The following is a 24,205-nucleotide window of genomic DNA, read 5'->3' as shown; positions in this document are numbered from 1 at the left end:
TATGCGCAGCAGGCCGGCATCGTGAAGAAGTGGGAAGACAAGTACCACCTCAAGATCAAGATCGTGCAGGTCAACGACTACGTCGAATCGATCAACCAGTACACCGCCGGCAAGCTCGATGGTGTCACCCTCGCCAACATGGATGCGCTCACCATCCCCGCAGCCGGCGGCAAGGATACGACTGCCGTCATCCTGGGCGACTACTCCAACGGCAACGACGGTGTCTTGATCAAGGGCGCCACCGATCTCGGCGCGATCAAGGGCCGGTCGGTCAATCTCGTCGAACTCTCCGTCTCGCACTATCTGCTTGCCCGCGCGCTCGAAAAGGGCGGCATGGGCATGACCGATGTGAAGACGGTCAACACCGCCGATGCCGATATCGTCAGCGCCTTCGCCAGCGCGGATGTCACTGCCGCCGTTGCGTGGAACCCGCAGCTCTCGGTCATGCGCGCGCAGCCCGGCGTCACGCAGGTGTTCTCCTCGGCCGACATTCCGGGCGAGATCCTCGATCTCCTCGTCGTCGATACCGCCACGCTCAAGGCCAACCCCGATCTCGGCAAGGCGCTGGCGGGCATCTGGTACGATACCGTCCAGCTGATGATGAAGCAGGACGCCGAAGGAAAGGCCGCCCGCGCCGCGATGGCCAAGCTCGCCGGTGCCGCGCCCGAAACCTTCGACAGCCAGCTCAAGACCACCTTCCTCTACACCGATCCGAAGGCCGCCGTAGCCGCCGCCCAGTCCCCCGCGCTGGTCACCACGATGACCCGCGTGCGCGATTTCAGCTTCTCCAAGGGCCTGTTCAAGGGTGCCGCCTCGGCTGACGCGGTCGGCATCGCCTTCCCCGGCGGCAAGACGCTTGGCGACGCGGCGCATGTCACCCTGCGCTTCGACGACAGCTTCATGAAGCTCGCCGCAGACGGGAAGATCTGAGCGCATGCGCTGGATCAACTGGCACCTTACCAAGCGCGACCGCCTGATTGCGGGCGGTGCGCCGATCCTGCTGCTCGTGGTATTCTATCTGATCACCGCGGTGCAGCGCCACGCCGTCAATCCGTCCGACAAGATCCTCCCCCTCCCCTCCGCGATGGCGAGCGCGATCACGGCGCTGCTCACCACGCCCGATCCGCTCTCCGGAAATCTGGTGTTCTGGGCCGATACACTCGCCAGCCTCCAGCGGCTCGGCCTCGGCCTCGGCATCGCGACGCTCTTCGCGCTCGTCCTCGGTCTCCTCATCGGCGCGCTGCCACCGGTGCGCGCGGCGCTCAGCCCGCTCGTCACCGGCATTGCCGTGATCCCGCCGATCGCGCTGCTTCCCATCCTGTTCATTGCACTCGGTCTGGGTGAGACATCAAAGGTCGTCCTCATCGCCATCGGCGTCGCGCCGGTCATGGTCCGCGATATTGCCGCGCATGTCGCCAGCCTGCCGCGCGAACAGATCATCAAGGCCGAGACGCTCGGTGCCAATTCGTGGCAGATCATCGCCCGCGTCGCCCTGCCGCAATCCATGCCGCGCCTGCTGCAGGCAATCCGCCTCGCGCTCGGCCCGGCGTGGGTCTTCCTGATTTCCGCCGAAGCGGTCGCCTCCGATATCGGCCTTGGCTACCGCATCTTCCTCGTCCGCCGCTATCTCGCGATGGACGTGATCATCCCCTACGTCGCGTGGATCGCGCTGCTGGCGATCCTGATGGACGTGACGCTCGCCGCGATCAGCCGCCGTGCCTTCCCCTGGGCGCATGGAGACGGAAGATGAGCGCGCTCCTCTCGCTCAAGAACGTGTGGGTGGAGTATGGCGACAAGGTCGTGCTCGAGAAGGTGAACCTCGAGGTCGCCGATGGTGCCTTCCTCTCGATCATTGGCCCCTCGGGCGCCGGCAAGTCCAGCCTCCTGCGCCTCATCCTCGGCCAGGAAGCGCCCACGCGCGGCAAGATCCTGCTCGATGGCGCGCCGCTTGAGGCCCAGTGCGGCCCCGATCGCGGGGTCGTGTTCCAGCGCTACTCGGTGTTCCCGCATATGACGGTGCTCGGAAACGTCACCTTCGGCCTTGAATGCCCCGCCGCGCCCTTCGCGGCGCGCCTGTTCGGCACAGCGCGCCGCAAGGCCGAAGCGCAAGCTACCGAAATGCTCGAAGCGGTTGGCCTGGCGGACAGCCTCCACCTCTACCCCGCGCAGATGTCTGGCGGCATGCAGCAGCGCCTCGCCATTGCGCAGGCGCTGATCAAGCGCCCGCGCATTCTCCTTCTCGATGAACCCTTCGGCGCGCTCGATCCCGGCATTCGGGCGGACATGCACGGCCTGATCACGCGCCTGTGGCGCGACTACGGCCTCACCATCGTCATGGTCACGCACGATATCAAGGAAGCCTTCACGCTCGGCACGCGCGTTCTCGCGCTCGACAAGCGCCGCCATGATCCCCACGCGCCGCATCGTTACGGCGCGACCGCGGTTTACGACTTGCCCTTGCGCGGTCCTCCGGTCCCGGCTGCCGAGCCCGAAACCCAGCTACAACCCGTCGCGGCCACGAATTGAGAGGAATGGCAATGACGATAGAAACCCCCGGCCTTGCCCGGCTGAGCATGAGCCTTCCGGCCGAACTGTTCCGCAAACTCGACATGATGGTGACCGAGCGCCAACTCCCCTCGCGCTCACAGCTCATGGCCGAACTGATCCGCCACGCGCTCGCCGCGCACGAGGCCTTCACCCGGCCCGACGAGATGCTCGCCGGCACGATCACCCTCGTCTACCGGGGCGAGCGTGGTCGCGTCCGCCACCAGCTTGCACAGACGCAGGCGCACTACCTCAAGGAAGTGATTTCCTCGCAGCACGTCTTCCTCGAGGATGACCAGTCGCTCGAAGTCCTCCTCGTTCAGGGCCCCGCCGCCCGCCTCAAGGATCTGTCGGATGCGCTGCGCCGCGTGCGCGGGGTCCAACAGCTCGAACTCGTCACCACCACCGCGCTTCTTCCGCAGCTTTATGAGCCGGAAGCCGATGCGCCGCAGGGAGCCGCCGCATGACTCAGGTTCTGGCAAACCCCAACGCAGCCCGCGATCACGCCCGCGCCCAGGGAGGTACCGTGGTCGAGGCGATGCCCGTCCTTCCGCCGGCCGCGCCTGACCTCCCCGAAGGAGTAACACCCGAAGCGCTGCTCTGGGAGGAAACCCTCGCCTCCGGCGGCTATGCCACCCGCCGCCTGCCGCGCGGCAGCCGGTTGCGCCTGATCGACGTCAAAGGCGATGCCTGCGCGAGCTTGCAGATCTTCAATGCCGAAATGCCGACCGAGCGCTACAGCTTTGCCGACACGGTCAAGATCCAGTGGAACGCCTATATCGGCGCGGACAAGCTCCTGCTCTCGGACATGGGCCGCGTCCTCATGAGCATCGCCGAAGATAGCACCGGCGGCACGCACGATACCTTCTCCGGCACCTCCAACGCCTACACCAACGCCGCCAAGTACGGCGACGGGCGCAACAGCGGCCAGTACCCCAACGGGCGCGACCGCTTCCTCCTTGGTGCCGCCAAGCACGGCCTCCAGCGCCGCGATATCCACGCTGCGATCACCCTGTTCAAGGGCGCGCGCATTGCCGATGACGGCGCGATCCTGCCCGAGATCGGCCCGTTCGAGCCGGGCCGCGAAGTGATCCTGCGCGCTGAAATGGAAGTCATCGTGGTGATCGCCAACGTCCCCCACGTGCTCGATCCCCGGCCCGACTACACCGTCACCCCCTTGCGCGCGACCGCGTGGCGCGGGCCGGTGGCCGCAGAGGACGATCCCATCCGCACCGCGACGCCGGAGGGCCTGCGCGCCTTCCTCAACGTCGAAGACTACTACCGCCGGTAAGGAGGCAGCCCCATGCAGAACCGCGATCCGCATCACGATGGCCTGCCCGATACCATCGTCCACGACGAAGTCGTCCCCGCCCGCGCGCCCTGGATCCACCACATCAAGAAGGGCCAGACGCTGCGTATCGTCGACCTTGAAGGCAACCAGGCGGTCGATTTCCTGCTCTACAGCGAAGCAGACGACACCGAGCGCTACTCCGCGCAGGATACTGTCGCCGCGCAAGGCAACCTGTTCCTGCGCACCGGCACCGTGCTTCGCTCGAACGAAGGCCGCCCGATGATGACCATCGCGGCCACCACGGTCGAATACCACGACACCATCGGCGGCGCCTGCTCCTGCGAGAGCAACACGTTGCGTTATGGCCACCACACCAAGGCCCAGCACGCCTGCGTCGAGAACTTCCTCGAAGCCAACCTCACCGAAGGCCGGGGCAAGCGCGATATCGTTGCCAACATCAACTTCTTCATGAACGTGCCGGTGGAAGCGGACGGCGCGCTTGGCATCGTCGACGGCATTTCCGCGCCCGGCCTGACGGTCGATCTCAAGGCCGAGATGGACGTCATCGTCGTCGTCTCGAACTGCCCGCAGATCAACAACCCCTGCAATGGCTTCAACCCCACGCCCGTGCGCATGATCGTCGCCGCATGAATCGAGGCGCCCTGCCAGCCCCAGCCTTTCTGCCCCTCCCCCGTTCGGGGGAGGCTGGGTGGGGGTGCCCAGCGCCTGACGACCACAACGCCGTGCCCCCTCCCCCAACCCCTCCCCGCTGGGGAGGGGAGCAATGAGCGCTGAGCCAAAGATGCCTTTTGACACCGTCCTCATTGCCAACCGGGGTGCCATCGCCACCCGGATCATCCGCACCTTGCGCCGCATGGGGCTGCGCTCGGTCGCGGTCTATTCGGAGGCCGATGCGGGCTCGCTCCACGTTTCCGAGGCTGACGAGGCCGTCTGCATCGGCGGCGCGCGTCCCTCTGAAAGCTATCTCAACATCGAGGCGATCCTCGCTGCCGCGAAGCAGACCGAGGCGGGTGCGATCCACCCCGGCTACGGCTTCCTCGCCGAGAACACCGATTTTGCGGAAAGCTGCGCAGCCGCCGGAATCGTCTTCATCGGCCCGACTCCCGACAACATCCGCATGTTCGGCCTCAAGCACAGCGCCCGCGCGCTTGCCAAGGCCCACGGCGTGCCGCTCGCGCCCGGCTCGGAACTCCTCACGAGCGAGAAGGAAGCGCTCGCCGCTGCCAACGAAATCGGCTTTCCCGTCATGCTCAAGGCCACCGCAGGCGGCGGCGGCATCGGCATGCGCGTGTGCGAAAGCCAGGCCGATGTGCGCGAAGGCTTCGCCACGGTCGCGCGGCTTGGCCAGAGCAATTTCGGCGATGCCGGGGTCTTCCTCGAACGGTATGTCCGCCGCGCCCGCCATGTCGAAGTGCAGATCTTCGGCGATGGCGAGGGCCGCGTCGTTGCGCTCGGCGAACGCGATTGCTCGCTCCAGCGGCGCAACCAGAAAGTGGTCGAGGAATCCCCCGCCCCGCTGCTTCCCGAGCATATCCGGCAGGACCTCTACACCGCTGCCATCCGCCTCGGCGAGGCCGCGCGCTACCGCAACGCCGGCACAGTCGAATTCCTCTACGATGCCGAGCGCGAGCAGTTCTACTTCCTCGAAATGAACACCCGCCTGCAGGTAGAGCACGGCGTGACCGAAATGGTCATGGGGATCGATCTCGTCGAATGGATGGTGCGCGGCGGCGCGGGCGATTTCAGTTTCCTCGATGCCGCGCCGACCGTGCCGCAAGGCCACTCGGTGCAGGTCCGCCTCTATGCCGAGGACCCCGCGCTCGATTATCGCCCCACTTCGGGCACGCTCACGGCAGTCCAGTTTCCCGCCGATATCCGCACCGAGACCTGGGTCATGGCCGGCAGCGACGTCACCTCGTGGTACGATCCCATGCTCGCCAAGCTGATCGTCCACGCGCCGACGCGCGAGCTTGCCGTCACCGCGATGCAGGCCGCGCTCGGCGAGACCCGCGTCGACGGGATCGAGACCAACCTGCGCTGGCTGCGCGAAGTTGTCCGCACCCCCGCCTTCACCAGCGGCGAAGTTTCCACCCGCGTTCTCGATACCATCGCCTATACCCCGCGCAGCGTGCGCGTGGTCAGCGGCGGCACTGCCACCACGGTGCAAGACTGGCCCGGCCGCCAGCGGCTCTGGGCGGTCGGCGTGCCGCCTTCGGGCCCGATGGACGACCAGTCGTTCCGCCTCGGCAACCGCCTGCTCGGCAATCCTGAAGGCACAGCCGGGCTAGAGCTCACGCATTCCGGCCCCACACTCGCCTTCACCGCGCCCGCACGCGTCGCGCTCACCGGTGCGGATTTCGGCGCGACGCTCGATGGCGTCCCTGTCCCGCGCGGGCAAGTGATCCCCATCGCCGCCGGGCAGACCCTCGCGCTCGGCCGCGCGCGCGGCGGCGGCATGCGCGGCTATCTGCTGTTCGAAGGCGGCCTTGATATTGCGCCTTATCTCGGCAGCCGCGCCACTTTCGAACTCGGCCAGTTCGGCGGCCACGCCGCGCGCCGCCTCGTTGCGGGCGATGTGCTCCACCTCGGCGACGAATCCGCCGAAACCGCACTCGCCGCCACCGCGCTCCCATCACTCGGCAACGAATGGACCCTGCGCGTCCTCTACGGCCCGCACGGCGCACCCGATTTCTTCACGCCAGACGATATCGCGATGATCGTCGCCGCCGAATGGCAGGTGCACTACAATTCCAACCGCACCGGCGTGCGCCTGATCGGACCCAAGCCGCACTGGGCCCGCAAGGACGGCGGCGAGGCGGGCCTCCACCCCTCGAACATACACGACAATCCCTACGCCATCGGCGCGGTCGATTTCACCGGCGACATGCCGATCATCCTCGGCCCCGATGGCCCCTCGCTCGGAGGCTTCGTCTGCCCCTTCGTGGTCATCGCGGCAGACCGCTGGAAGCTCGGCCAGCTCGTGCCGGGTGACCGCCTGCGCTTCGCCCCCGTCACCATCGCCGATGCCGCCGCGGCGGACGCCGACCAGCAGCGCCTGTTGACACAAGGCACGCTCCCCGGCCCGGTGCCCGACCGCCCCGTCGCGCACCTCTCCCCGATCCTCGCGGAAATCGCCCAGACGCCGCCTACAAGGGAAGTTGGGGGCCGCCCCCGGACGATCTACCGCCAGCAGGGCGACCGCAACATCCTCGTCGAATACGGCCAGATCGTCCTCGATATCGAGCTGCGCATCCGCGTCCACGCGCTGATGGTCGAACTCGAACGCCTCGCGCTCCCCGGCGTCATCGATATCGTCCCCGGCATCCGCTCGCTGCAGCTGCATTTCGACGGCGTGCAGTTGGATCAGGCCAGCGCGCTCGCCGCGCTGATCGAGGCTGAGGAACGGCTCGGCGATCTCGCCGATTTCACGATCCCGTCGCGAGTAGTCCACCTCCCCCTCTCGTGGCGCGATCCCGCCACGCTCGAGACGATCGAGAAGTACATCGCCGCCGTCCGCGACGACGCGCCCTGGTGCCCTGACAACATCGAATTCATCCGCCGCATCAACGGCCTGCCCGATGTGGCCGCGGTCGAGAACTTGATCTTCGAGGCCAACTACCTCGTCATGGGCCTCGGCGATGTTTACCTCGGCGCGCCCGTCGCCACGCCGGTCGATCCGCGCCACCGCCTCGTGACGACGAAATACAACCCCGCGCGCACCTGGACCCCGCCCAATGTCGTCGGCATCGGCGGCGCTTACATGTGCATCTACGGAATGGAAGGTCCCGGCGGCTACCAGCTGTTCGGCCGCACCGTGCAGGTCTGGAACACCTACGCTAAAGCAAAAGGGGGGCAGACCGAAGCCTTCACCGAAGGCAAACCCTGGCTCCTGCGCTTCTTCGACCAGATCCGCTTCTACCCCGTCAGCGCCGAGGAACTGGTCGAATGGCGCCGCGATTTCCCCGCCGGCCGCCGCGCGCTCCGTATCGAACCCAGCGAATTCCGCCTCGCCGACTACCGCAAGTTCCTCGCCGATAACGCCGAAGCGATCAGCGCCTTCGAAGCCAACCGCCAGGCCGCCTTCGACGCCGAACGCGCCGATTGGCAGGCGCGCGGTGAATTCGACCGCGTTACCGACCTCGCCGAAGCCGAAGCCCCCGCTGCCGCCGCTACGCAAGTGCCCGATGGCACCGACCTCGTCGAAGCCCCCTTCGGCGGTAGCGTGTGGAAGCTGCTCGTCGCCGCGGGTGATGCGGTCAAGGCTGGTGATACTATCGCAGTGATCGAGGCGATGAAGATGGAATGCCCCGTCGAAAGCCCCGGCACCGGCACGATCGAGGCGCTCTATATCAAGGAGAAGCAGTCCCTGCAGCCCGGCTCCCCAATGCTCGCCCTGAGGCGTACGGTATGAGCCGGTATGCTGCCCCCCAATCCCCCATCCGTTCGTGTCGAGCGAAGTCGAGACACCGGGCGCGGCGCTTGGTGTCTCGACTTCGCTCGACACGAACGGAGATGGGGTTTTGATGATGAGTGATTCTGCAGGCGCAATCGCCGCAGCCGTCCAATCCGGCGAAACAACCGCCGTCGCTGAGGCCGAAGCCGCCCTCGCCCGAATTGCCGCCTACGATGCAATCCAGCCCCAGATCTGGATCAGCCGTACCGCGCCCGAACAAGTCCTCGCCGCCGCCCGCGCGGTAGACGCGCGCATCGCGGCAGGCGAACACCTCCCCCTCGCCGGCGTGCCCTATGCCGCCAAGGACAACATCGACGTCGCCGGGTTCGCAACCACCGCTGCCTGCCCCGCCTTCGCCTACCAGCCCGAAGCATCGTCCACCGTCGCCGAACGCCTCGCCGCGGCTGGCGCGATCTGCATGGGCAAGACCAACCTGGACCAGTTCGCCACCGGCCTTGTCGGGGTGCGGAGCCCCTATGGCATTCCGCGCAACGCCTTCAACCGCGCCTATGTCAGCGGTGGTTCAAGCTCGGGCTCGGCCATCGCGGTCGCCGCCGGGCTGGTGCCCATCGCGCTCGGCACCGATACCGCAGGCTCCGGCCGCGTGCCCGCCGCGTTCAACCACCTGATCGGCTTCAAGCCAACCAAAGGCCGCTGGCCCACGCGCGGCGTCGTCCCCGCCTGCCGCTCGGTCGATTGCGTCACCGTCTTCGCGCATGACACCGCAGATGCCGGTCTCGTTGATGCCGTCCTTGCCGCATTTGATCCCGCTGATCCTTGGTCCAAACCGCTGGCAAACCGCAGCCTCACGCCCCGCAGGATCGGCGTCCCGCTGCGCCGCCAGCGCCAATTCTTCGGCGATGCGGAAAGCGAATACCTTTACGACCGCGCCCTTGATCACCTCGCCACTCTCGCGCAGATCGTCGAGATCGACATCGCACCGCTGCAGGAAGCCGCGCAGCTGCTCTACGGCGGCCCCTGGGTCGCCGAACGCACTGCCGCGATGGCGCAGATTCTCACGGAAAACCCGGACGCAGTCGATCCCACTGTCCGCGCCGTGGTCGAGGCGGGGTGGAGCAACACCGCCGTCGAAGCCTTCAACGGCGTCTACCGCCTCGCCGAACTGAAGCGCCACGCCGACCTCATGTGGGGCGAACTTGATGCGCTGGCCTTCCTCACCACCGGCACCACCTACCGCGTCGCCGAACTCGCTGCCGCGCCCATCGCGCTCAATAGCAACCTTGGCGCCTATACCAATTTCGTGAACCTGCTCGATATGGCCGCGCTCGCAGTTCCGGCGGGAACGCGCCACAACAGAACCGGCTTCGGGATCACGCTGATCGGCCCTGCGGACACCGACCGCGCGCTGCTCACCCTCGCCGATGCCTACCTGGCGCAAGCGAACCTCGCCCCGCCGCCCCCGCTCGATCTGGAGGGAACCATGCAGACCGTAAAACTGGCCGTCGTCGGCGCCCACCTCAAGGACATGCCGCTCCACTGGCAGCTCACCTCGCGCGAGGCGACTTTCGTGGAAGCGACCCACAGCGCCCCCACCTACAAGCTTTACGCCATGGCCGACAGCGTCCCGCCCAAGCCAGCGCTGGTCCACAGCGCCGAAGGGGGCGCCGCCATCGCCGTCGAAGTCTATGAACTGGGCGTCGCGGAATTCGGCAGCTTCACCGTCGAGGTCCCCGCCCCGCTCGCCATTGGCACGGTCACCCTGGCAGACGGCACCAGCGTCAAAGGCTTCGTCGCCGAACCGCGCGCGCTGACCGGTGCAGAAGACATCACCCACCTCGGCGGCTGGCGCGCCTACATCGCGCAGAAAAACTGAAGGAGCATCCCCATGACCCCGCTCAAGGCCCTGCTCATCGCCGCCTGCGCGCTGGCCCCTGTTGCCGTCCACGCAGAGGCCCCCACGCCCCACGTTCAGGTCGTCCCCGGCTTTGCGGATTTTCTCGCGATCGATGGCGACACCGTCTGGGCCACCAACAAGGGCCGCGTTGAGCAATGGTCCGCCAAGGGCAAGAAAGCGGAAAGCCCCATGGGCCGCCCCTGCGGCGGCATGAGCGTCGATTTCGGCTCTCTGTGGGTCGCAGATTGCCCCGAAGCCGCGGTCAAGCGCATCGACGTGAAGACCGGTAAGCTCCTCGCTACCGTCTCCTCCGGAATCGCCAACAACCTGGAAGGCGAGCTCAACACCGTCACTGGCGCGGGCGCGGTCTGGATCGGTTCCGACGCGAACGGCAAGATCGCGCGCATCGATCCCGCCACCAACAAGGTCGTCGCCACGATCGAAGTCTCCGCCGGCTCGTGGTATCTCAGCTTCGGCCTAGGCGCGCTCTGGGCAGTGAGCGCCAAGACGCAGCTCCTCAGCCGCATCGATCCTGCTACCAACACCGTCACCGGCACCGTTCCGCTCGGCAAGGCACCTGGCTTCCTCGTCGCTGGCGAAGGCGCGGTCTGGGTTCAGGAACAGGGGGACGGCACAGTCGCGAAGATCGATCCCGCCACGATGACTGTCACCACACGCATCAAGGTGGGCGACAACCTCAAGTGGGGCGATATCGATACCGGCGACGGCAAAGTCTGGCTGCGCACCACCGACGATCAGGAATACGTGGTGATCGACGCGGTTTCGAACGCAATCCTCAGCCGCCTCGGCAAGCCCGTCGGCAGCGGCGCGCTTCGCTGGACCCCCAAGGGCGTCTGGACCTCGGCGCACGATATCCACACCTTGACGTGGTGGCCCAAGGGCGCGGAACTGGCGAAACCGTAAGGCATTCAAGACCAACCACTCGTCATTGCGAGCGTAGCGAAGCAATCCAGAGCGGCAATGCACGGCGCTCTGGATTGCTTCGCTACGCTCGCAATGACGAAACGAGGGCAGAGCCCTCAAGCCGCCGCCTTGCGCCCCTTCACCCAGCTAATCACCGGGCTCACCGGATAGATCAGCGTCTCACCGATCCCCATATGGCGCCGGCCTTCCTGCCCCACTTCCACCGCCTCGCCCGCCTTGAACGTCCCGTGCAGCCGGTCAAACAGGATCAGCGCGCAAGAATAGTTGCAGCGGGTGTCTTCGTATTCCACCGAATGGTGCAGGCTGTGCGCCTCCACCGTTGTGAAAACGGCCGAATACCAGCGCGGCGGATTGAACCGCACATTGGCGTGGCTGAACGCCGCGATCGTTCCCAGCATATGCCCGGCGCACAGCAGCGCGGTCAGCGAGAAATCGAGGAAGACGGTCACGCTGAGGCCGATCAGAAACAGTTCGAAGGGATTGCCCACCGCGCCCTTCAGTGCATTCAGCTGGCGCACAAAGTGGTGCGGCGCATGTACCACCCACAGTGGAAACCAGTTGTGCATCGCGCGGTGCAGCCAATAGTGCCCCCACTCGATCAACAGCATGATCAGCGCGACCTGCACGATCAGCGGCGCGTGCTCCAGCCAAGGCGTGCGGATGCCCAGCGCATCCTTGACGCCGATCAGCGGCGCATCGGCCCAGTGCTTGCCCGCCCAGCGCACCACGGTGTAGAACATCACGAAGTAGAACAAGTCGGAGAAGAACTCCGCCCGGGTCAGCCGCCAGCCAGCGTGGCGTTCGTTGATCTGCTCCAGCCCCAGGATCATGAACTTGGTGCAGACCGCGGCGATGACGATGGTCCAGCCATTCGTCACCAGCTCCGGCGGTAGCAGCGACCAGAACGCGAAGATCGCCAGCAATGTCGCTGGCTGGTAATACTTGAAGATCACCGGCTTAATACCCGCCGCCATTGCGCGAACCCCCACGGCTGTTCTGTGCGTCAAAGGCTAACACCAAGTCCCGATATCAACAACTGCCCCATTCGTCATACCCGCAGAGGGATTGATGCTCGCTCCCACCGCGCCCCGGTTGCAATGGGATTTCGCTTGCATCCAATGCGCGTTTTTGATCAAAGCAATCATAAACAATCACCGCCTCGGGAGAAGAGCGTTGCACAAGGCCTCTATCCGCGCCCTCGGCGCGCTCCTGCTCGCTGGCAGCGCGCTCGCCCCAGTCCACGCCGAACAAGCGGCTGACCCGCTCGCCGATGGCTTCCGCGATCCCCCTTCCTCCGCCCGCCCGCGCGTCTGGTGGCACTGGATGAACGGCAACATCACCGAGGAAGGCATCCGCCTCGATCTCGAATGGATGAAGCGCATCGGCATCGGCGGCGCGCAGACCTTCGATGCGCAGCTCCAGACGCCGCAAGTCGTCGAAAAACGCCTCGTCTACATGACGCCGGAATGGAAGCACGCCTTCCGCACCGCCGCCGAAACCGCCGACAAGCTCGGCCTCGAACTCGCCATCGCCGCCTCACCCGGCTGGAGTGAAAGTGGCGGGCCGTGGGTCAAGCCCGAAGACGGCATGAAGAAGCTTGTCTGGTCCGAAACCCGCATCCCCGGCGGCAAGCGCTTCAAGGGCAAGCTGGCCCCGCCGCCCAGCACCACCGGCCCGTTCCAGGATCTCGGCATGCAGCCCGAGATCGGCGTCGATCATCCCAAGACCGATCTGCCGCGGCTCTACCGCGATACCTATGTCCTCGCCGTCCCTGAAACAGCCACCCCGCTTGCGCCGGTGTGGACAGCGTCCTCCGGCACCATCGACGGCGCAAGGCTTACGGATGGCAAGCAGGCCACCACCATCGAATTGTCGGCGGGCAACTCTGACGCCCCCGCATGGATCCGCGCTGATTTCGCCGCGCCCCAGCTGGTCCGTTCGGCCACGCTCGCCATGCCGCCGGTCTCGCTGTTCAGCGCCGCCAAGTTCGTGCCGGTCCTCGAGGCGAGCGAAGATGGCGCCGCGTTTCACGAAGTCACCCGCTTCCCCACCGGCACTTCGGCGCAGTACACGATCACATTCGCGCCGGTCGCCGCCAAGGCGCTGCGGGTGCGCTTCCTTGCCGAACAGACCGGCTTCGGCCTGCCCACCCCGCCCGCGCCTGGCGTGGAATTTCCCAGCTTCCCCGGCTTCATGAGTGGCACCGGCCCCCATGTCACAATCGCCGAACTCGGCTTCTCCACGACACCGCGCACCCACCGCTTCGAGGAAAAGGCCGGCTTCGCCACCACGCTCGATTACAACGCAATCCCCACGCCCGATGCGCCTGCCACGCCGGAAAACGCAGTTATCGATCTGACCGACCGCGTCGGACCCGATGGCAGTCTCGATTGGACCCCGCCCAAGGGCCAGTGGCGCGTCCTGCGCCTCGGCTACTCGCTCACCGGCACCGAGAACCACCCCGCCCCGCCCGAGGCAACCGGGTTCGAGGTCGACAAGTTCGATGCGGACGCCGTCCGCCGCTATGTGAACACCTACCTCGATACCTATATCGCCGCCGCCGGGCCGGACATGATCGGCCAGCACGGCGTGCGCGCCCTGCTGAATGACAGTATCGAGGTCGGCGCGAGCAACTGGACGCCGCAAATCGTTGCCGAATTCAAGGCCCGGCGCGGCTATGATCCCGTTCCGTGGCTGCCTGCGCTCACTGGCGTGATCCTTGGAAGCCCGGCGCGCACCGACGCGTTCCTGCACGATTACCGGCAGACGCTCGCCGATCTCATGGCGGATGCCCACTACAAGACCATTGCCGTAGAGGCCCACAAGCGCGGCCTGATCCACTATTCCGAAGCCCTGGAAGACAAGCGCCCCTCGCTTGGCGACGACATGGCGATGCGCCGCAACGCCGATATCCCGATGGCCGCGATGTGGTCCTACGATGTCACGCATGGCGAGCCACAGCCGAGCTATCAGGGCGACATGCGCGGCGCGGCCTCGGTCGCCCACGTCTACGGGCAGAACCTCGTCGCCGCGGAATCGCTCACCGCTGCGCTCCAGCCCTGGGCCTTTGCCCCGCGCGACCTCAAGCCCATGATCGACATGGAATTCGCCCTCGGCGTCAATCGCCCGGTGATCCACACTTCGGTCCACCAGCCTTTGACCGACAAGGCCCCCGGCTTCTCGCTCTTCATCTTCGGCCAGTATTTCAACCGGCTGGAAACCTGGGGCGAGCAGGCGCGGCCCTGGACCGACTACATGGCGCGCAGCAGCTACATGCTCCAGCAGGGCCGCAACGTGGCGGATGTGGCATACTTCTACGGCGAGGAAGCCCCGCTCACCGCGCTTTTCGCCAAGGCCGTGCCAGGCGATCTGCCCAGCGCCAACGCCTTCGATTTCGTCAACCCAGACGTCTTGCTGAACCAGCTTGCGAACGACGGCGCAGACCTCGTCGCCAAGAGCGGCGCGCGCTACAAGGCGCTCTACCTCGGCGGCAGTTCGGCGCGGATGAGCCTCGCCGTGCTCCGGCGCATCGACACCCTTGTGCGCGGCGGTGCCACCCTGATCGGCGAAAAGCCCACTGGCTCACCCGCATTGCAGGATGATCCCGCCGTCTTCGCACGCCTCGCCGATGCGCTGTGGAGCGGCGATACCGGCAAGGGCCGCGTCCTTGCCAGTCACGATCCGGACAGCGCGCTTGCCAAGCTCGGTATCGCGCCGGACCTGACCTACACCAAGGCCGCGCCGGACTCTGCGCTACGCTTCGTCCACCGCACCACCGGCGATGCCGAAATCTACTTCATCACCAACCGCAAGAACCGCGCCGAGCCAACCACGCTGAGCTTTGCGCAGACCGGCAAGGCCGCTGAATGGTGGGATGCTGCCACCGGCAAGGCGAACCCGATCGGCTACGCCACCGAGAGCGGACGCACATCGATCCCACTGACGTTGAAACCCTGGCAATCGGGCTTCGTCGTGTTCCGCAAGGCTGGCCCCGCGAGCATCGACGTCCCGGCCCGGGCGCAAACCCCGCTCGCCACGCTCACCGGCCCCTGGGCGCTGACCTTCCAGCCCGGCCGCGGCGCCCCTGCCAGCGTGACGCTCCCCGCGCTCGAAGACTGGACGCGCAGCGCAGATCCCGGCGTGCGCTACTTCTCCGGCACCGCCACCTATCGCCAGACGCTGAAAGTCCCCGTCACCAAGCCCGGGCAGCGCCTCATCCTCGATCTCGGCGATGTGCGCGATCTCGCTGAAGTGCTGGTCAACGGGAAGTCCGCCGGCATATTGTGGAACCCGCCCTACGAAGCCGACATCACCGGCCTTGCCCGCCCCGGCACCAACTCCCTCGAAATCCGCGTCACCAACCTGTGGGTCAACCGCCTGATCGGCGATGCGCAGCCCGGTGCCAAGCCGATCACCTTCACCACGCTGAAAACCTACCGCGCCGATGCGCCCTTGCGGCCCTCAGGCCTGATGGGGCCGGTTACGCTGAACGTGGAGAAGTAACCCCTCCCCCGTTCGTGTCGAGCGAAGTCGAGACACCTTGCGCAAAGTGTCTCGACTTCGCTCGACACGAACGGATAGGGTGTGATGCGCGCTCGATCAGTGCAGCTTCAGCCTCGGCCGCACGATCTGGTTCACGTGCCCGATCACGATCAGCGTGATGCCCCGCCACCAACCGTGAATGGCGATAAGGTGCATGCGGTAAAGCGACATGTAGACCATCCGCGCGATCCGCCCCTCAACGCGCATGCGCCCGCCGACGAGGTTGCCCATCAGGCTCCCCACCGTCGAGAACCGGCTGAGCGAAACCAGCGAGCCGTGGTCGGCGTAGGCAAAGTCCTTCAGCGGCTGCCCGGCCTGCGCGCGGACGAGATTGGTGAACACAAGGCTCGCCATCTGATGCGCGGATTGCGCGCGCGGCGGCACCGGGCGCTCTTTGCCGGGCAGGATGCAGGAGGCGCAGTCACCCAGCGCATAGATGCGCTCGTCAGTCTCGGTCTGCAGTGTCGGGCGCACGATGATCTGGTTGCCGCGAGTGAGCGCGAGATCGCTCATCGTCTTGATTTCCTCGGCGCCCTTCACGCCCGCCGCCCAGACGATGAGGTCTGACGGGATCACATTGCCGTCACCGGTATGGACCGCGCGGTCTTCCAGCCGCACCACTTGCGTGCGCTCCAGCACCTTGACGCCAAGCTTCTGCAGCTCATCGCGCGCCGTCCCCGCCAGCACTTCATCGAGCGCGGGCAGGATGCGCGGCCCCGCCTCGAGCAGGGAGACCTCCAGCTTGGTCTCGTCGAACACTTCAAGCCCGTAATGCCGCAGCGCCTTGGCCGCGTTGTAGAGTTCCGCCGCCAGCTCCACGCCGGTCGCGCCGCCGCCGACGATGCTCACCCGCACCCGCGCATCGGGATTGCCGGTATGGTGCGCATGATTGGTGCGCAGGCAGGCATTGAGCAGCTTCTGGCGGAATTTGTCCGCCTGCGGCCGATCCTCGAGGAACATCGCGTGCTCGCGTACGCCGGGCACGCCGAAATCGTTGGATATCCCGCCGACCGCCAGCACGAGATAGTCATAGCGCACGGTATGCCGCCCGATCACTTCCTCACCGCGCTCGTCGAGCAGCGGCGAAGTGGTAATGGTGCGATGCTCGCGGTCGATGCTCTCGATGCTCCCCTGGAAGAAGCGGTAGCCCCAGCGCACCGCGTGGCCGCCATAGCCGACTTCATCGAGATTGGCGTCGAGCGATCCGGCGGCCACTTCGTGCAGCAGCGGCTTCCAGATATGCGTCAGGTTGCGGTCGATCAGGATGATGTCGTGCTTCTTGCGCCCATACTTGGCGCCGAGCTTGCGGACGAGCTCCAGCCCGCCGGCACCCCCACCCACGACAACGATCTGCGTCTTCTGATCCGGCACGCGCAATTTCCCCCTGCGCACGCGAATGGCGCAAAAGGGTAATGCCAGAAACCGGCCGGCAATAGTAGCCTGTCCGTTCGGGAATGGCGCAAATCAGGCCTTCGCGTGCCCTCCGAGCGTTTCGGCGAACCAGTCGGCTATGTAATCATTGCCGAAACTCATGTTGTCTGCGCCGACATGCTCCACCCCGCCTTCGCGCGCGGTGAAAATCTTGAGCTCGCGCCGGGGCGAATTGACGAGCTGCGCATAGCTCTGGTGCGCATAGTCGACGCTGATCTGGCGGTCGGTCGCGCCGTGGGTGACGAGGAAGGGCACCTTGATCCGGTCGAGATGCCCGTTGAGGTTCATGTCGTTGCTCTTGGCGAGGAAATCCTCGTGGTCCTTCGCGCCGAAAACCCAGTAGACGTGGCCCCAGTAGTGCGGCACCGGGTTCTCGCCCTCGCGCGCCATGCGCTTGTCCTGCACTTCGCGCCAATTATGGTTCGCGCCCCAGGCCGCGCCGCTGGCAAAGCGCGGCTCATAGGCCACGGCGCGCGGCGCAAAGTGCCCGCCCAGTGAAATGCCGGTCATGCCGATGCGCGCAGGGTCCACCTCGGCCCGCGTCTCCAGCCAATCGACCCACTTCGAGGCCCACTGTTCGGAGTAAGGCGTCGCATTCAGCCCCTGCAGCCGCAGCGCCTCGCCCGTGCCCGGCTGATCGACGCACAGCGTGTGGATCCCGCGCTTGGCCAAGGCTTCCGGGAAGCCGCCGAGCCACAGCATTTCCTTCATGCTGTCGAGCCCGTTGCAATAGACCACACAGGGCGCAGGCCCTTCCACGTTCGCGCGGTGGAAATACGCGGCGATCATCTTGCCTTCGTAGGGGATCTCCACCCGCTCCACCGGATCGGCCGAAAACTGCGTGCCGCGCTGGAAGCTGTCGAGCGCCTTGGCATAAGTCTGCTCGCGCCCTGCCGATCCATGCGCCTGCATGCGCTCGCCCGTCAGGTAGTAGATCGTTGCGCGCTTGAGCTTGGTTCCGGCGGAAAATTCGCGCCCCAGCGCGAGGTCTTCCTCAGCCAGGCTCACCAGCTTGTCGCCCATCTTGACCCATTCGGCCATGAAATCGGCGGTGCCGGCATCCGCGCCGCTTTGCGCCTTGGCGCGGAGCGGCTCGATCATGTCGACGATCTCGCCGATCCGCCCGCCATTCTCCATCGCGATGGCGACAGAGAGGTTCCAGATGTAGTTGGGAAAGGGTTCGAACAGCGCCATGGCTCAGACCCCTGCCGGCTGGAACAGCGCCGCATCGGGCGCGGGCTTGGGCATGGTCTGCGGACCGCCGACGCCGATGCCCCACTGGTCCATGATCTCGGGCGCAGGCGCGATCACTTGCGCGACGTGGCCTTCGAAATCGACCTTCTCGAGCTCGGCAGTATACTCCACCGCAAAGCCGCCGGGCGTGGTGAAGTAGCTGAAGGTGTTGTTGCCTGCCGTGTGCCGGCCCGGCCCCCAGCGGATATCGATGTGCTGACGCTTAAGGCGCGCAACGCCGCGCATCATCTCGTCCACATTGGCCATGTCGTAGGCGACATGGTTGAGGCACGGCGGCCCGGGGAGGAAGGCAATCCGGTGATGCGCCTCGTTGCAGCGCAGGAAGCACATGAAGTCACCCAGCCAGTCGCTCAGCTTGAAGCCCAGCACGTCGATAAAGAACGCCAGTTCCTCGTGGTGGCGCGGCGAGTGCATCACGATATGGCTGATCCGCTCGGGGATCGCCTCACGCGGTGCCAGCACGCGCGCCGTGCCGCGCGCGACGCCGGCGGAAATCTCGTAGGGCAAACCGTCCTTGGAGAAGAAGCGGAAGCCGTAGCCGCCGCCGAACTGGTCGAGCGCCTTGGGCTCAAACACGATCTGGCAGCCATAGTCGCGCACCTTGGCAAACAGCGCATCGACGTCTGCTTCACTGTCGGCGGCCAACGCGATCACATCGATCCGCTGCACCGCATCGGGCCGCAGCCGCACCACGTAAAGCTCGTCATGGCCTTCAGCGGCGAAATAGACCATGCCGTCCGCTTCCTGGACCTCTTTCAGCTTCCAGTTGTCGGCGTAGAACGCCCGCTCGGCGGCCAGATCGGTGACGGCATAGCCGACATAGCGGATTTCGGTAACGCGGCTCATAGTTCAGCCCTTTTCGTGTCGCTCAAATGGTTTGATGAATTGCCCGCCCTTGATGATGGCGGCAAGATTTTGCTTGTCCTGCAGGATGCGCACGTCGGCTGTGGGATCGCCGTCGACCAGCAGCAAGTCGGCCAGATACCCGGCCTTGACCTGCCCGACATCCCAGCCGACCAGTTCGCCGCCCTGCTTCGTTGCGGCAACCAGCGCCTCGATGGGCGAGAAGCCGAACAGATTGACGAAGTGCTCCAGATCACGCGCGTTGCGGCCGTGCGGATTATAGGGGAAGCCGTAATCGCCGCCGGGCAGCACGCGGATGCCGCGCTTGCGCATTTGCGGGATAACCTGCTGGCCCAGTTCGATCCCGCGCAGCGCGCCGAGTTCGGCGGCTTCCTTCGGTCCAATCCCGAAGCCCTGCGCCTCATAGGCCCGCGCCCAGAGCAGGCCGACCGCCGGTGCCGTGAAAGTCTGGTCCTTCTTGGCCTCGAACAGGTCGAGTGCTTCTTCATCGGCATAAGTGCAGTGATAGATCGCGCGGAACCCGGCGCGCAGCGCGCGTTTCACGGCTTCCGCCCCCTGCGCATGGCAGGCGAGCCAAATCCCCGCCTCGCGCGCGGCCTCGCCAATCGCCTGCGCTTCCTCTTCGGAATACATCAGCGTCTGCGAACCGCCCGGCTGGAAAGCATCGTCGCTGGACATCAGGAACTTGATCGTGTCGCAGCCATCGGCCTTCTTCTGCGCCACGTACTCGCGCAAGTGCGGGATATCGCGCTGGTGTGTGGGGTCATGCCCCGCCGGCACGCCGAGCACGCCTTCCGCGCCCTTTTCCAGCGCCGACGCGCGCAGGCGCGGGCCGGGCAGGAAGCCCGCGTCGATCATGTCGCGCAGCGCCGGCTCGATCCGCTCTCCCAGTGAGCCCGCCGAATAGACGCTGGTGAAGCCCGCCTCGAGGGTGATCCGCGCGTTCTGCGCCGTGACCAGCACGTGCTGCTCGATCGGCAGCGGCTTCATCGTGTTGATCGTGCGCTCGATGGATGTCGGCCAGGTTAGATGGCCATGCGCCTCGACCATGCCGGGCATGAGCGTGCGGCCCTTGCCCTGCACCACCGTCATGCCTCCGCGCGGCAGGCGTTCATCGCCGCGCGCCACAGCCTCGATCCGCTCGCCGCGCACCAGCACTTCGCCCGGAAACAGCGCCGCGCCGCTGCCGTCGAAGATCATCACATCGGTGAACAGCGTGCCCGTCATGCGCCGGTATCCGCGACGAGGCCCGTCGCCGCGATCCCGGAAAGCGCACAGATTTCGTCGTTGTCCGAAGTGTCGCCCGTCACGCCCACTGCGCCGAGCAAGGCGCCATCAGCGTCGCGGATCAGCACGCCGCCGGGCACCGGCAACATGCCATGCGGAAATGCAGCCTGCAGGCCATTGAAGAACATCGGCATCGCCGCCGCGCGCTTGGCGAGTTCGCGCCCGCCAAAGCCCATGCCGAGGCAGCCCGCCGCTTTGCCCATGGCAATTTCGGGCCGGTAGATCGATGCGTTCTCATCGCGCAGCAGCGCCAGAACGTGCCCCCCGCGGTCAAGCACGACGCAGGCCAGCGGCGCAAAACCACGGCGGCGGCCTTCCGCCAAAGTCTCCATGGCGATCGTGAGTGCGTGCGCTAGTGTCAGCATGTCCCGGTCTCTCTCCCGGCACCCTTCTGCTGGCGCGCGATCAATCTGTAAAAATGCTTCTTTGGATGTTTGGATATCCATAGGATTTATGCATTGACCAGTTCGCCCTTGTGCGCAATCGCCTCGATCCGCCCGCGCAGCCAGGCCAGCCCGGCATCATCCTTGCGCCCGGGGTGATAACTCAACATCTGCTTCATCGCCGGAATCTCGAACGGCACCGGCGCGCTCGTGATCGCGAACCGCCCCTTGAGCTGCGCGGCAAGGCGCGAATGCATCACGGAAAGGCGATTGGTTCCCTCGATCAGCCAGGGCACCGCCGTGAAGATCGCCACAGTCGCCTCGATCGTGCGGGTCCGCCCCATCAGGTCCAGTGTCCGATCTGCATAAGACAGCGTCTTTCCGCCCCCCAGCACCACCGCGACATGCCCCGCCGCAAAGAACGCTTCCTCGGTGATCGTGCCGTTCGCAATCGCCGGATTTCCGCTCCAGCCCACGACAACCTGCGGCTCATGGTAGAGAATATAGGAGAGGTGATTGCCGCCGATCACATATTCAGGCGTGATCGTGATATCGATCTTGCCTTCCTCCAGCTCCTGCACCGTGCCCGGCTGCGGCAATTCGCAATCGATGCGGATGCCGGGCGCCTCCTCGGCCAGCTGCGCGACGAGGGGCACGATCAGCGAAGCGAAGACATAGTCCGAAGTCACCACCTTGAAGCTGCGCTGCGACGTCGCCGGATCGAAATGGGGCGAGCGCGAGAGCATGACCTCGAGCCCCAGCAGGCTCTCGCGCACTTGCGGCATCAGCTCGTCGGCGAAGGGCGTGGGGTGCATGCGCTTGCCCTGCAGCTGCAGCAGTTCGTCGCCGAAATACTCGCGCAGCCGCGAAAGCGCGGCGCTCATCGCCGGCTGGCTGAGGTTCAGCCGCTCGGCCGATCGGCTTACGCTGCGGGTGGTCATCAGCGCGTCGAATGCGACGAGGAGGTTGAGATCGAGACCCTTGTAGCGCATCCTGCCATCATCCCCTGCGGCCCTGCGGCCATCCAATGTATCGATTCCGTCTATACTACTTGATGCATCATGACAATTTTACTTGATTGATGATTTCGCCCAGATCAGCATCAAACAGATGGGAGATGATGGAATGGCAATCGACCGGCGCACGTTTGTGGCGGCGACGGCTGCGGGCCTTGCGATGAGCGCGGCCCCGCACGCCGTGGCGAAGGCGGTGAAGAAGGCTGCAGCACCCGGCCCCTTCCCCGCCGACTTCATCTGGGGCGCGGCCACCGCCGGCCATCAGGTCGAAGGCAACAACGTCAACGCCGATTGCTGGCTGCTCGAAAACATCAAGCCCACGGCATTCACGGAACCCTCGGGCGATGCCGCCAACAGCTTCGAGCTCTGGCGGACCGACCTCGAACTCGCCAAGAACCTTGGCCTCAACGCTTATCGCTTCAGCCTCGAATGGGCGCGGATCGAGCCGGAGCCGGGCCAGTTCTCGATCGCCATGCTCGATCACTACAAGCAGGTGATCGAAGGCGCGCGCGCCATAGGCCTCAAGCCCATCGTCACCTTCAATCACTTCACCACGCCGATCTGGTTTGCCGCGCGCGGGGGCTGGATGAACGACGAGGCACCGCAGCTTTTCGCCCGCTTCTGCGATCATGCCGCGCGCCACCTCGCCGCCGGGATCGACCACGCGACGACCTTGAATGAGCCCAATCTGGCGGGCGTGCTCCAATACCTTCTGCCGCCGGGCCTGCTCGATCAGGACAAGGCCATGGTCGAAGCAGCGGCGCAGAAGCTTGGCGTGCCGCTGTTCCTTGCGGGCAACGCGCTCTACCAGCCCGATCCGGCCAAGGTTCAGGCCCATCTGCAGGCTGGCCACACCCTCGGCAAGGCCGCGATCAAGGCGGTGCGCGGCGATCTCCCGGTCGGCGTCAGCCTCGCGATGATCGACGATCAGGAGGCGGAGCGCGGATCGGTGCGCGATGCCATGCGCGAGAAGTTCTACAATTCGTGGCTGCGCCTTGCCCAGGCCGATGATTTTCTCGGCGTCCAGAACTACGAACGCGCGCTCTGGGGCAAGACCGGCAAGCTTCCCGCTCCTGCCGATGCGCGCCGCAACTATATCGGCGCGGAAGTCTATCCCGCCTCGCTCGCTGGCGCGGTGCGCTATGCTCACGAAGTCAGCAAGGTGCCGATCATGGTCACCGAGCACGGCGTTGGCACCGACGACGATACCACACGCGCCTGGATGATCCCGCAGGCGCTCGATCACTTGCGCATCGCGATGGCCGATGGTGTGCCGGTCAAGGGCTACTGCCACTGGTCGCTGATCGATAACTTCGAATGGGTCTTCGGCTACAAGCCCCGGTTCGGCCTTCACAGCTTCGACCGCCAGACTTTCGCGCGCACGCCCAAGCCCAGCGCGCTCGTCTACCGCGACTACATCAAGAACCACACGGCAGGAGCCTGACCCCATGCGCAAGACCCTTGCCTTCCTGATCGCGCTGCTGACCTTCGCTAACGCCCCGGCGCGCGCGCAGGCGCCGGATTTCTCCGCCGATCCCGTGCCCGCCGTGCGCGGCGAGGAGATCGTGCTCAACAACGTGCCGGTGGGCGGCGAAGTGTGGAACCGCGTGTTCGGTCAGGTCTGGGCGCGCAATGTCCAGCGCTCGACGCTCTACGTGATCCGGCCCAAGAATGGCCGCGCCAATGGCAAGGCGGTGATCGTGGTGCCGGGCGGCGGCTACATGTTCGTCTCGATCGATAGCGAAGGCTTCCGCGTGGCGGACCGCCTCGCCGCAGAGGGCTATACCGCCTTCGTCCTCAAGTACCGGGTGAACCCCACCCCGCCGACGCCGGAAGGCTTCATGGCCGATATGGCGTCGAAGTTCGGCCAGCTCGGCAAGGGCGAGCTCGCCGATCTGCCCCCGGCGGTCGATGATCTCGCCGCGGCCATCTCGGTGGTTTCGGCCCGCGCGGCGGAATGGAAGATCGATCCCAAGGCCATCGGCGCCATCGGCTTTTCCGCCGGCTCGCGCACGCTCATCCGCCTGATCGAGCAGAAGAAGGAAGCCGCGCTGCTCCATCATGCCGCGCTGATCTACCCGCCGATGACCCAGACCGTCACCGGCGGCCCGCGCCCGCCGCTGTTCCTTGCCATTGCCGCAGGCGATCCGCTGTTCAAGCAAGGCGGCCTCAAGCTCGTCGACAACTGGCTCAAGGAAAGCAATGCCGTCGAATTCCACCTCTACTACGGCGGCGAGCACGGCTTCGGCATGATGCCCAAGGGCACCACGAGCGATCACTGGATCGACCAGTACATCAACTGGCTGGCGGTGCAGTGAT

Annotated in this window: 19 protein-coding genes; 12 read left to right on the top strand and 7 right to left on the bottom strand. The window is 65.9% G+C overall.

Annotated elements, in window-relative coordinates; genetic code table 11:
• The 9 genes from Q0071_RS14210 to Q0071_RS14170 all read left to right on the top strand — a co-directional run.
• A partial coding sequence (locus tag Q0071_RS14210) for a putative urea ABC transporter substrate-binding protein (RefSeq protein WP_298170663.1) occupies positions 1-930 on the top strand: 930 nt, incomplete at its 5' end.
• Between the two features lie 4 nt (positions 931-934).
• Positions 935-1,750, top strand: coding sequence for an ABC transporter permease (locus Q0071_RS14205; protein WP_298170660.1), 816 nt, complete (start codon positions 935-937; stop codon positions 1,748-1,750).
• Positions 1,747-2,526, top strand: coding sequence for an ABC transporter ATP-binding protein (locus Q0071_RS14200; protein ID WP_298170657.1), 780 nt, complete (start codon positions 1,747-1,749; stop codon positions 2,524-2,526). The genes Q0071_RS14205 and Q0071_RS14200 overlap by 4 nt, the downstream gene beginning before the upstream one ends.
• A gap of 11 nt (positions 2,527-2,537) precedes the next feature.
• On the top strand, positions 2,538-3,011 hold the full coding sequence (locus Q0071_RS14195; protein WP_170233729.1) for a CopG family ribbon-helix-helix protein: 474 nt from the start codon (positions 2,538-2,540) through the stop codon (positions 3,009-3,011).
• Positions 3,008-3,835, top strand: coding sequence for an urea amidolyase associated protein UAAP1 (locus Q0071_RS14190; RefSeq protein WP_298170648.1), 828 nt, complete (start codon positions 3,008-3,010; stop codon positions 3,833-3,835). The genes Q0071_RS14195 and Q0071_RS14190 overlap by 4 nt, the downstream gene beginning before the upstream one ends.
• A gap of 12 nt (positions 3,836-3,847) precedes the next feature.
• A complete protein-coding gene (locus tag Q0071_RS14185; protein WP_054120202.1) occupies positions 3,848-4,486 on the top strand; it encodes an urea amidolyase associated protein UAAP2 in 639 nt (212 codons plus the stop codon).
• A 151-nt stretch (positions 4,487-4,637) separates the two neighbouring features.
• Positions 4,638-8,267, top strand: a complete 3,630-nt coding sequence (gene uca, locus Q0071_RS14180) for an urea carboxylase (RefSeq protein WP_298170677.1) — start codon at positions 4,638-4,640, stop codon at positions 8,265-8,267.
• 112 nt (positions 8,268-8,379) lie between these two features.
• Positions 8,380-10,143 (top strand): allophanate hydrolase, encoded by a 1,764-nt coding sequence (gene atzF / locus Q0071_RS14175; protein ID WP_298170632.1) that lies wholly within the window; start codon positions 8,380-8,382, stop codon positions 10,141-10,143.
• A gap of 12 nt (positions 10,144-10,155) precedes the next feature.
• Positions 10,156-11,088: a YncE family protein gene (locus Q0071_RS14170; RefSeq protein ID WP_298170629.1), complete on the top strand. Its 933-nt coding sequence runs from the start codon at positions 10,156-10,158 to the stop codon at positions 11,086-11,088.
• Between the two features lie 116 nt (positions 11,089-11,204).
• Here Q0071_RS14170 and Q0071_RS14165 read toward each other — a convergent pair whose 3' ends face one another.
• Complete coding sequence (locus Q0071_RS14165) at positions 11,205-12,083, bottom strand: sterol desaturase family protein (protein WP_298170627.1); 879 nt, start codon at positions 12,081-12,083, stop codon at positions 11,205-11,207.
• 199 nt (positions 12,084-12,282) lie between these two features.
• On the opposite strand from Q0071_RS14165, the gene Q0071_RS14160 reads away from it, so the two are divergent.
• A complete protein-coding gene (locus tag Q0071_RS14160; protein ID WP_298170624.1) occupies positions 12,283-15,612 on the top strand; it encodes a glycosyl hydrolase in 3,330 nt (1,109 codons plus the stop codon).
• 96 nt (positions 15,613-15,708) lie between these two features.
• On the opposite strand, the gene Q0071_RS14155 is transcribed toward Q0071_RS14160, so the two are convergent.
• The 6 genes from Q0071_RS14155 to Q0071_RS14130 form a co-directional block, all read right to left on the bottom strand.
• A complete protein-coding gene (locus tag Q0071_RS14155; protein ID WP_298170622.1) occupies positions 15,709-17,022 on the bottom strand; it encodes an NAD(P)/FAD-dependent oxidoreductase in 1,314 nt (437 codons plus the stop codon).
• 93 nt (positions 17,023-17,115) lie between these two features.
• Positions 17,116-18,276 (bottom strand): alpha/beta hydrolase, encoded by a 1,161-nt coding sequence (locus Q0071_RS14150; protein WP_298170615.1) that lies wholly within the window; start codon positions 18,274-18,276, stop codon positions 17,116-17,118.
• 3 nt (positions 18,277-18,279) lie between these two features.
• Complete coding sequence (locus Q0071_RS14145; RefSeq protein ID WP_298170612.1) at positions 18,280-19,182, bottom strand: VOC family protein; 903 nt, start codon at positions 19,180-19,182, stop codon at positions 18,280-18,282.
• A gap of 3 nt (positions 19,183-19,185) precedes the next feature.
• A complete protein-coding gene (locus tag Q0071_RS14140; RefSeq protein WP_298170610.1) occupies positions 19,186-20,427 on the bottom strand; it encodes an amidohydrolase family protein in 1,242 nt (413 codons plus the stop codon).
• Positions 20,424-20,852 carry a heme-binding protein gene (locus tag Q0071_RS14135; protein WP_298170602.1) on the bottom strand — a complete coding sequence of 143 codons (429 nt, stop codon included), beginning with the start codon at positions 20,850-20,852 and terminating at the stop codon, positions 20,424-20,426. The genes Q0071_RS14140 and Q0071_RS14135 overlap by 4 nt, the downstream gene beginning before the upstream one ends.
• Before the next feature lie 86 nt (positions 20,853-20,938).
• Positions 20,939-21,862 carry a LysR family transcriptional regulator gene (locus Q0071_RS14130; RefSeq protein ID WP_298170599.1) on the bottom strand — a complete coding sequence of 308 codons (924 nt, stop codon included), beginning with the start codon at positions 21,860-21,862 and terminating at the stop codon, positions 20,939-20,941.
• A gap of 118 nt (positions 21,863-21,980) precedes the next feature.
• Between Q0071_RS14130 and Q0071_RS14125 the strand changes: the two genes are divergently transcribed.
• A complete protein-coding gene (locus tag Q0071_RS14125; protein WP_298170597.1) occupies positions 21,981-23,330 on the top strand; it encodes a family 1 glycosylhydrolase in 1,350 nt (449 codons plus the stop codon).
• A 4-nt stretch (positions 23,331-23,334) separates the two neighbouring features.
• Positions 23,335-24,204 (top strand): alpha/beta hydrolase, encoded by an 870-nt coding sequence (locus Q0071_RS14120; RefSeq protein ID WP_298170594.1) that lies wholly within the window; start codon positions 23,335-23,337, stop codon positions 24,202-24,204.
• Position 24,205 lies beyond the last annotated feature (1 nt).

This window comes from Novosphingobium sp., from assembly GCF_027486195.1.
GTDB lineage: Bacteria > Pseudomonadota > Alphaproteobacteria > Sphingomonadales > Sphingomonadaceae > Novosphingobium.
The sequence above is the reverse complement of the archived record's forward strand: the minus strand, read 5'-3'. Positions and strand labels throughout refer to the sequence as shown.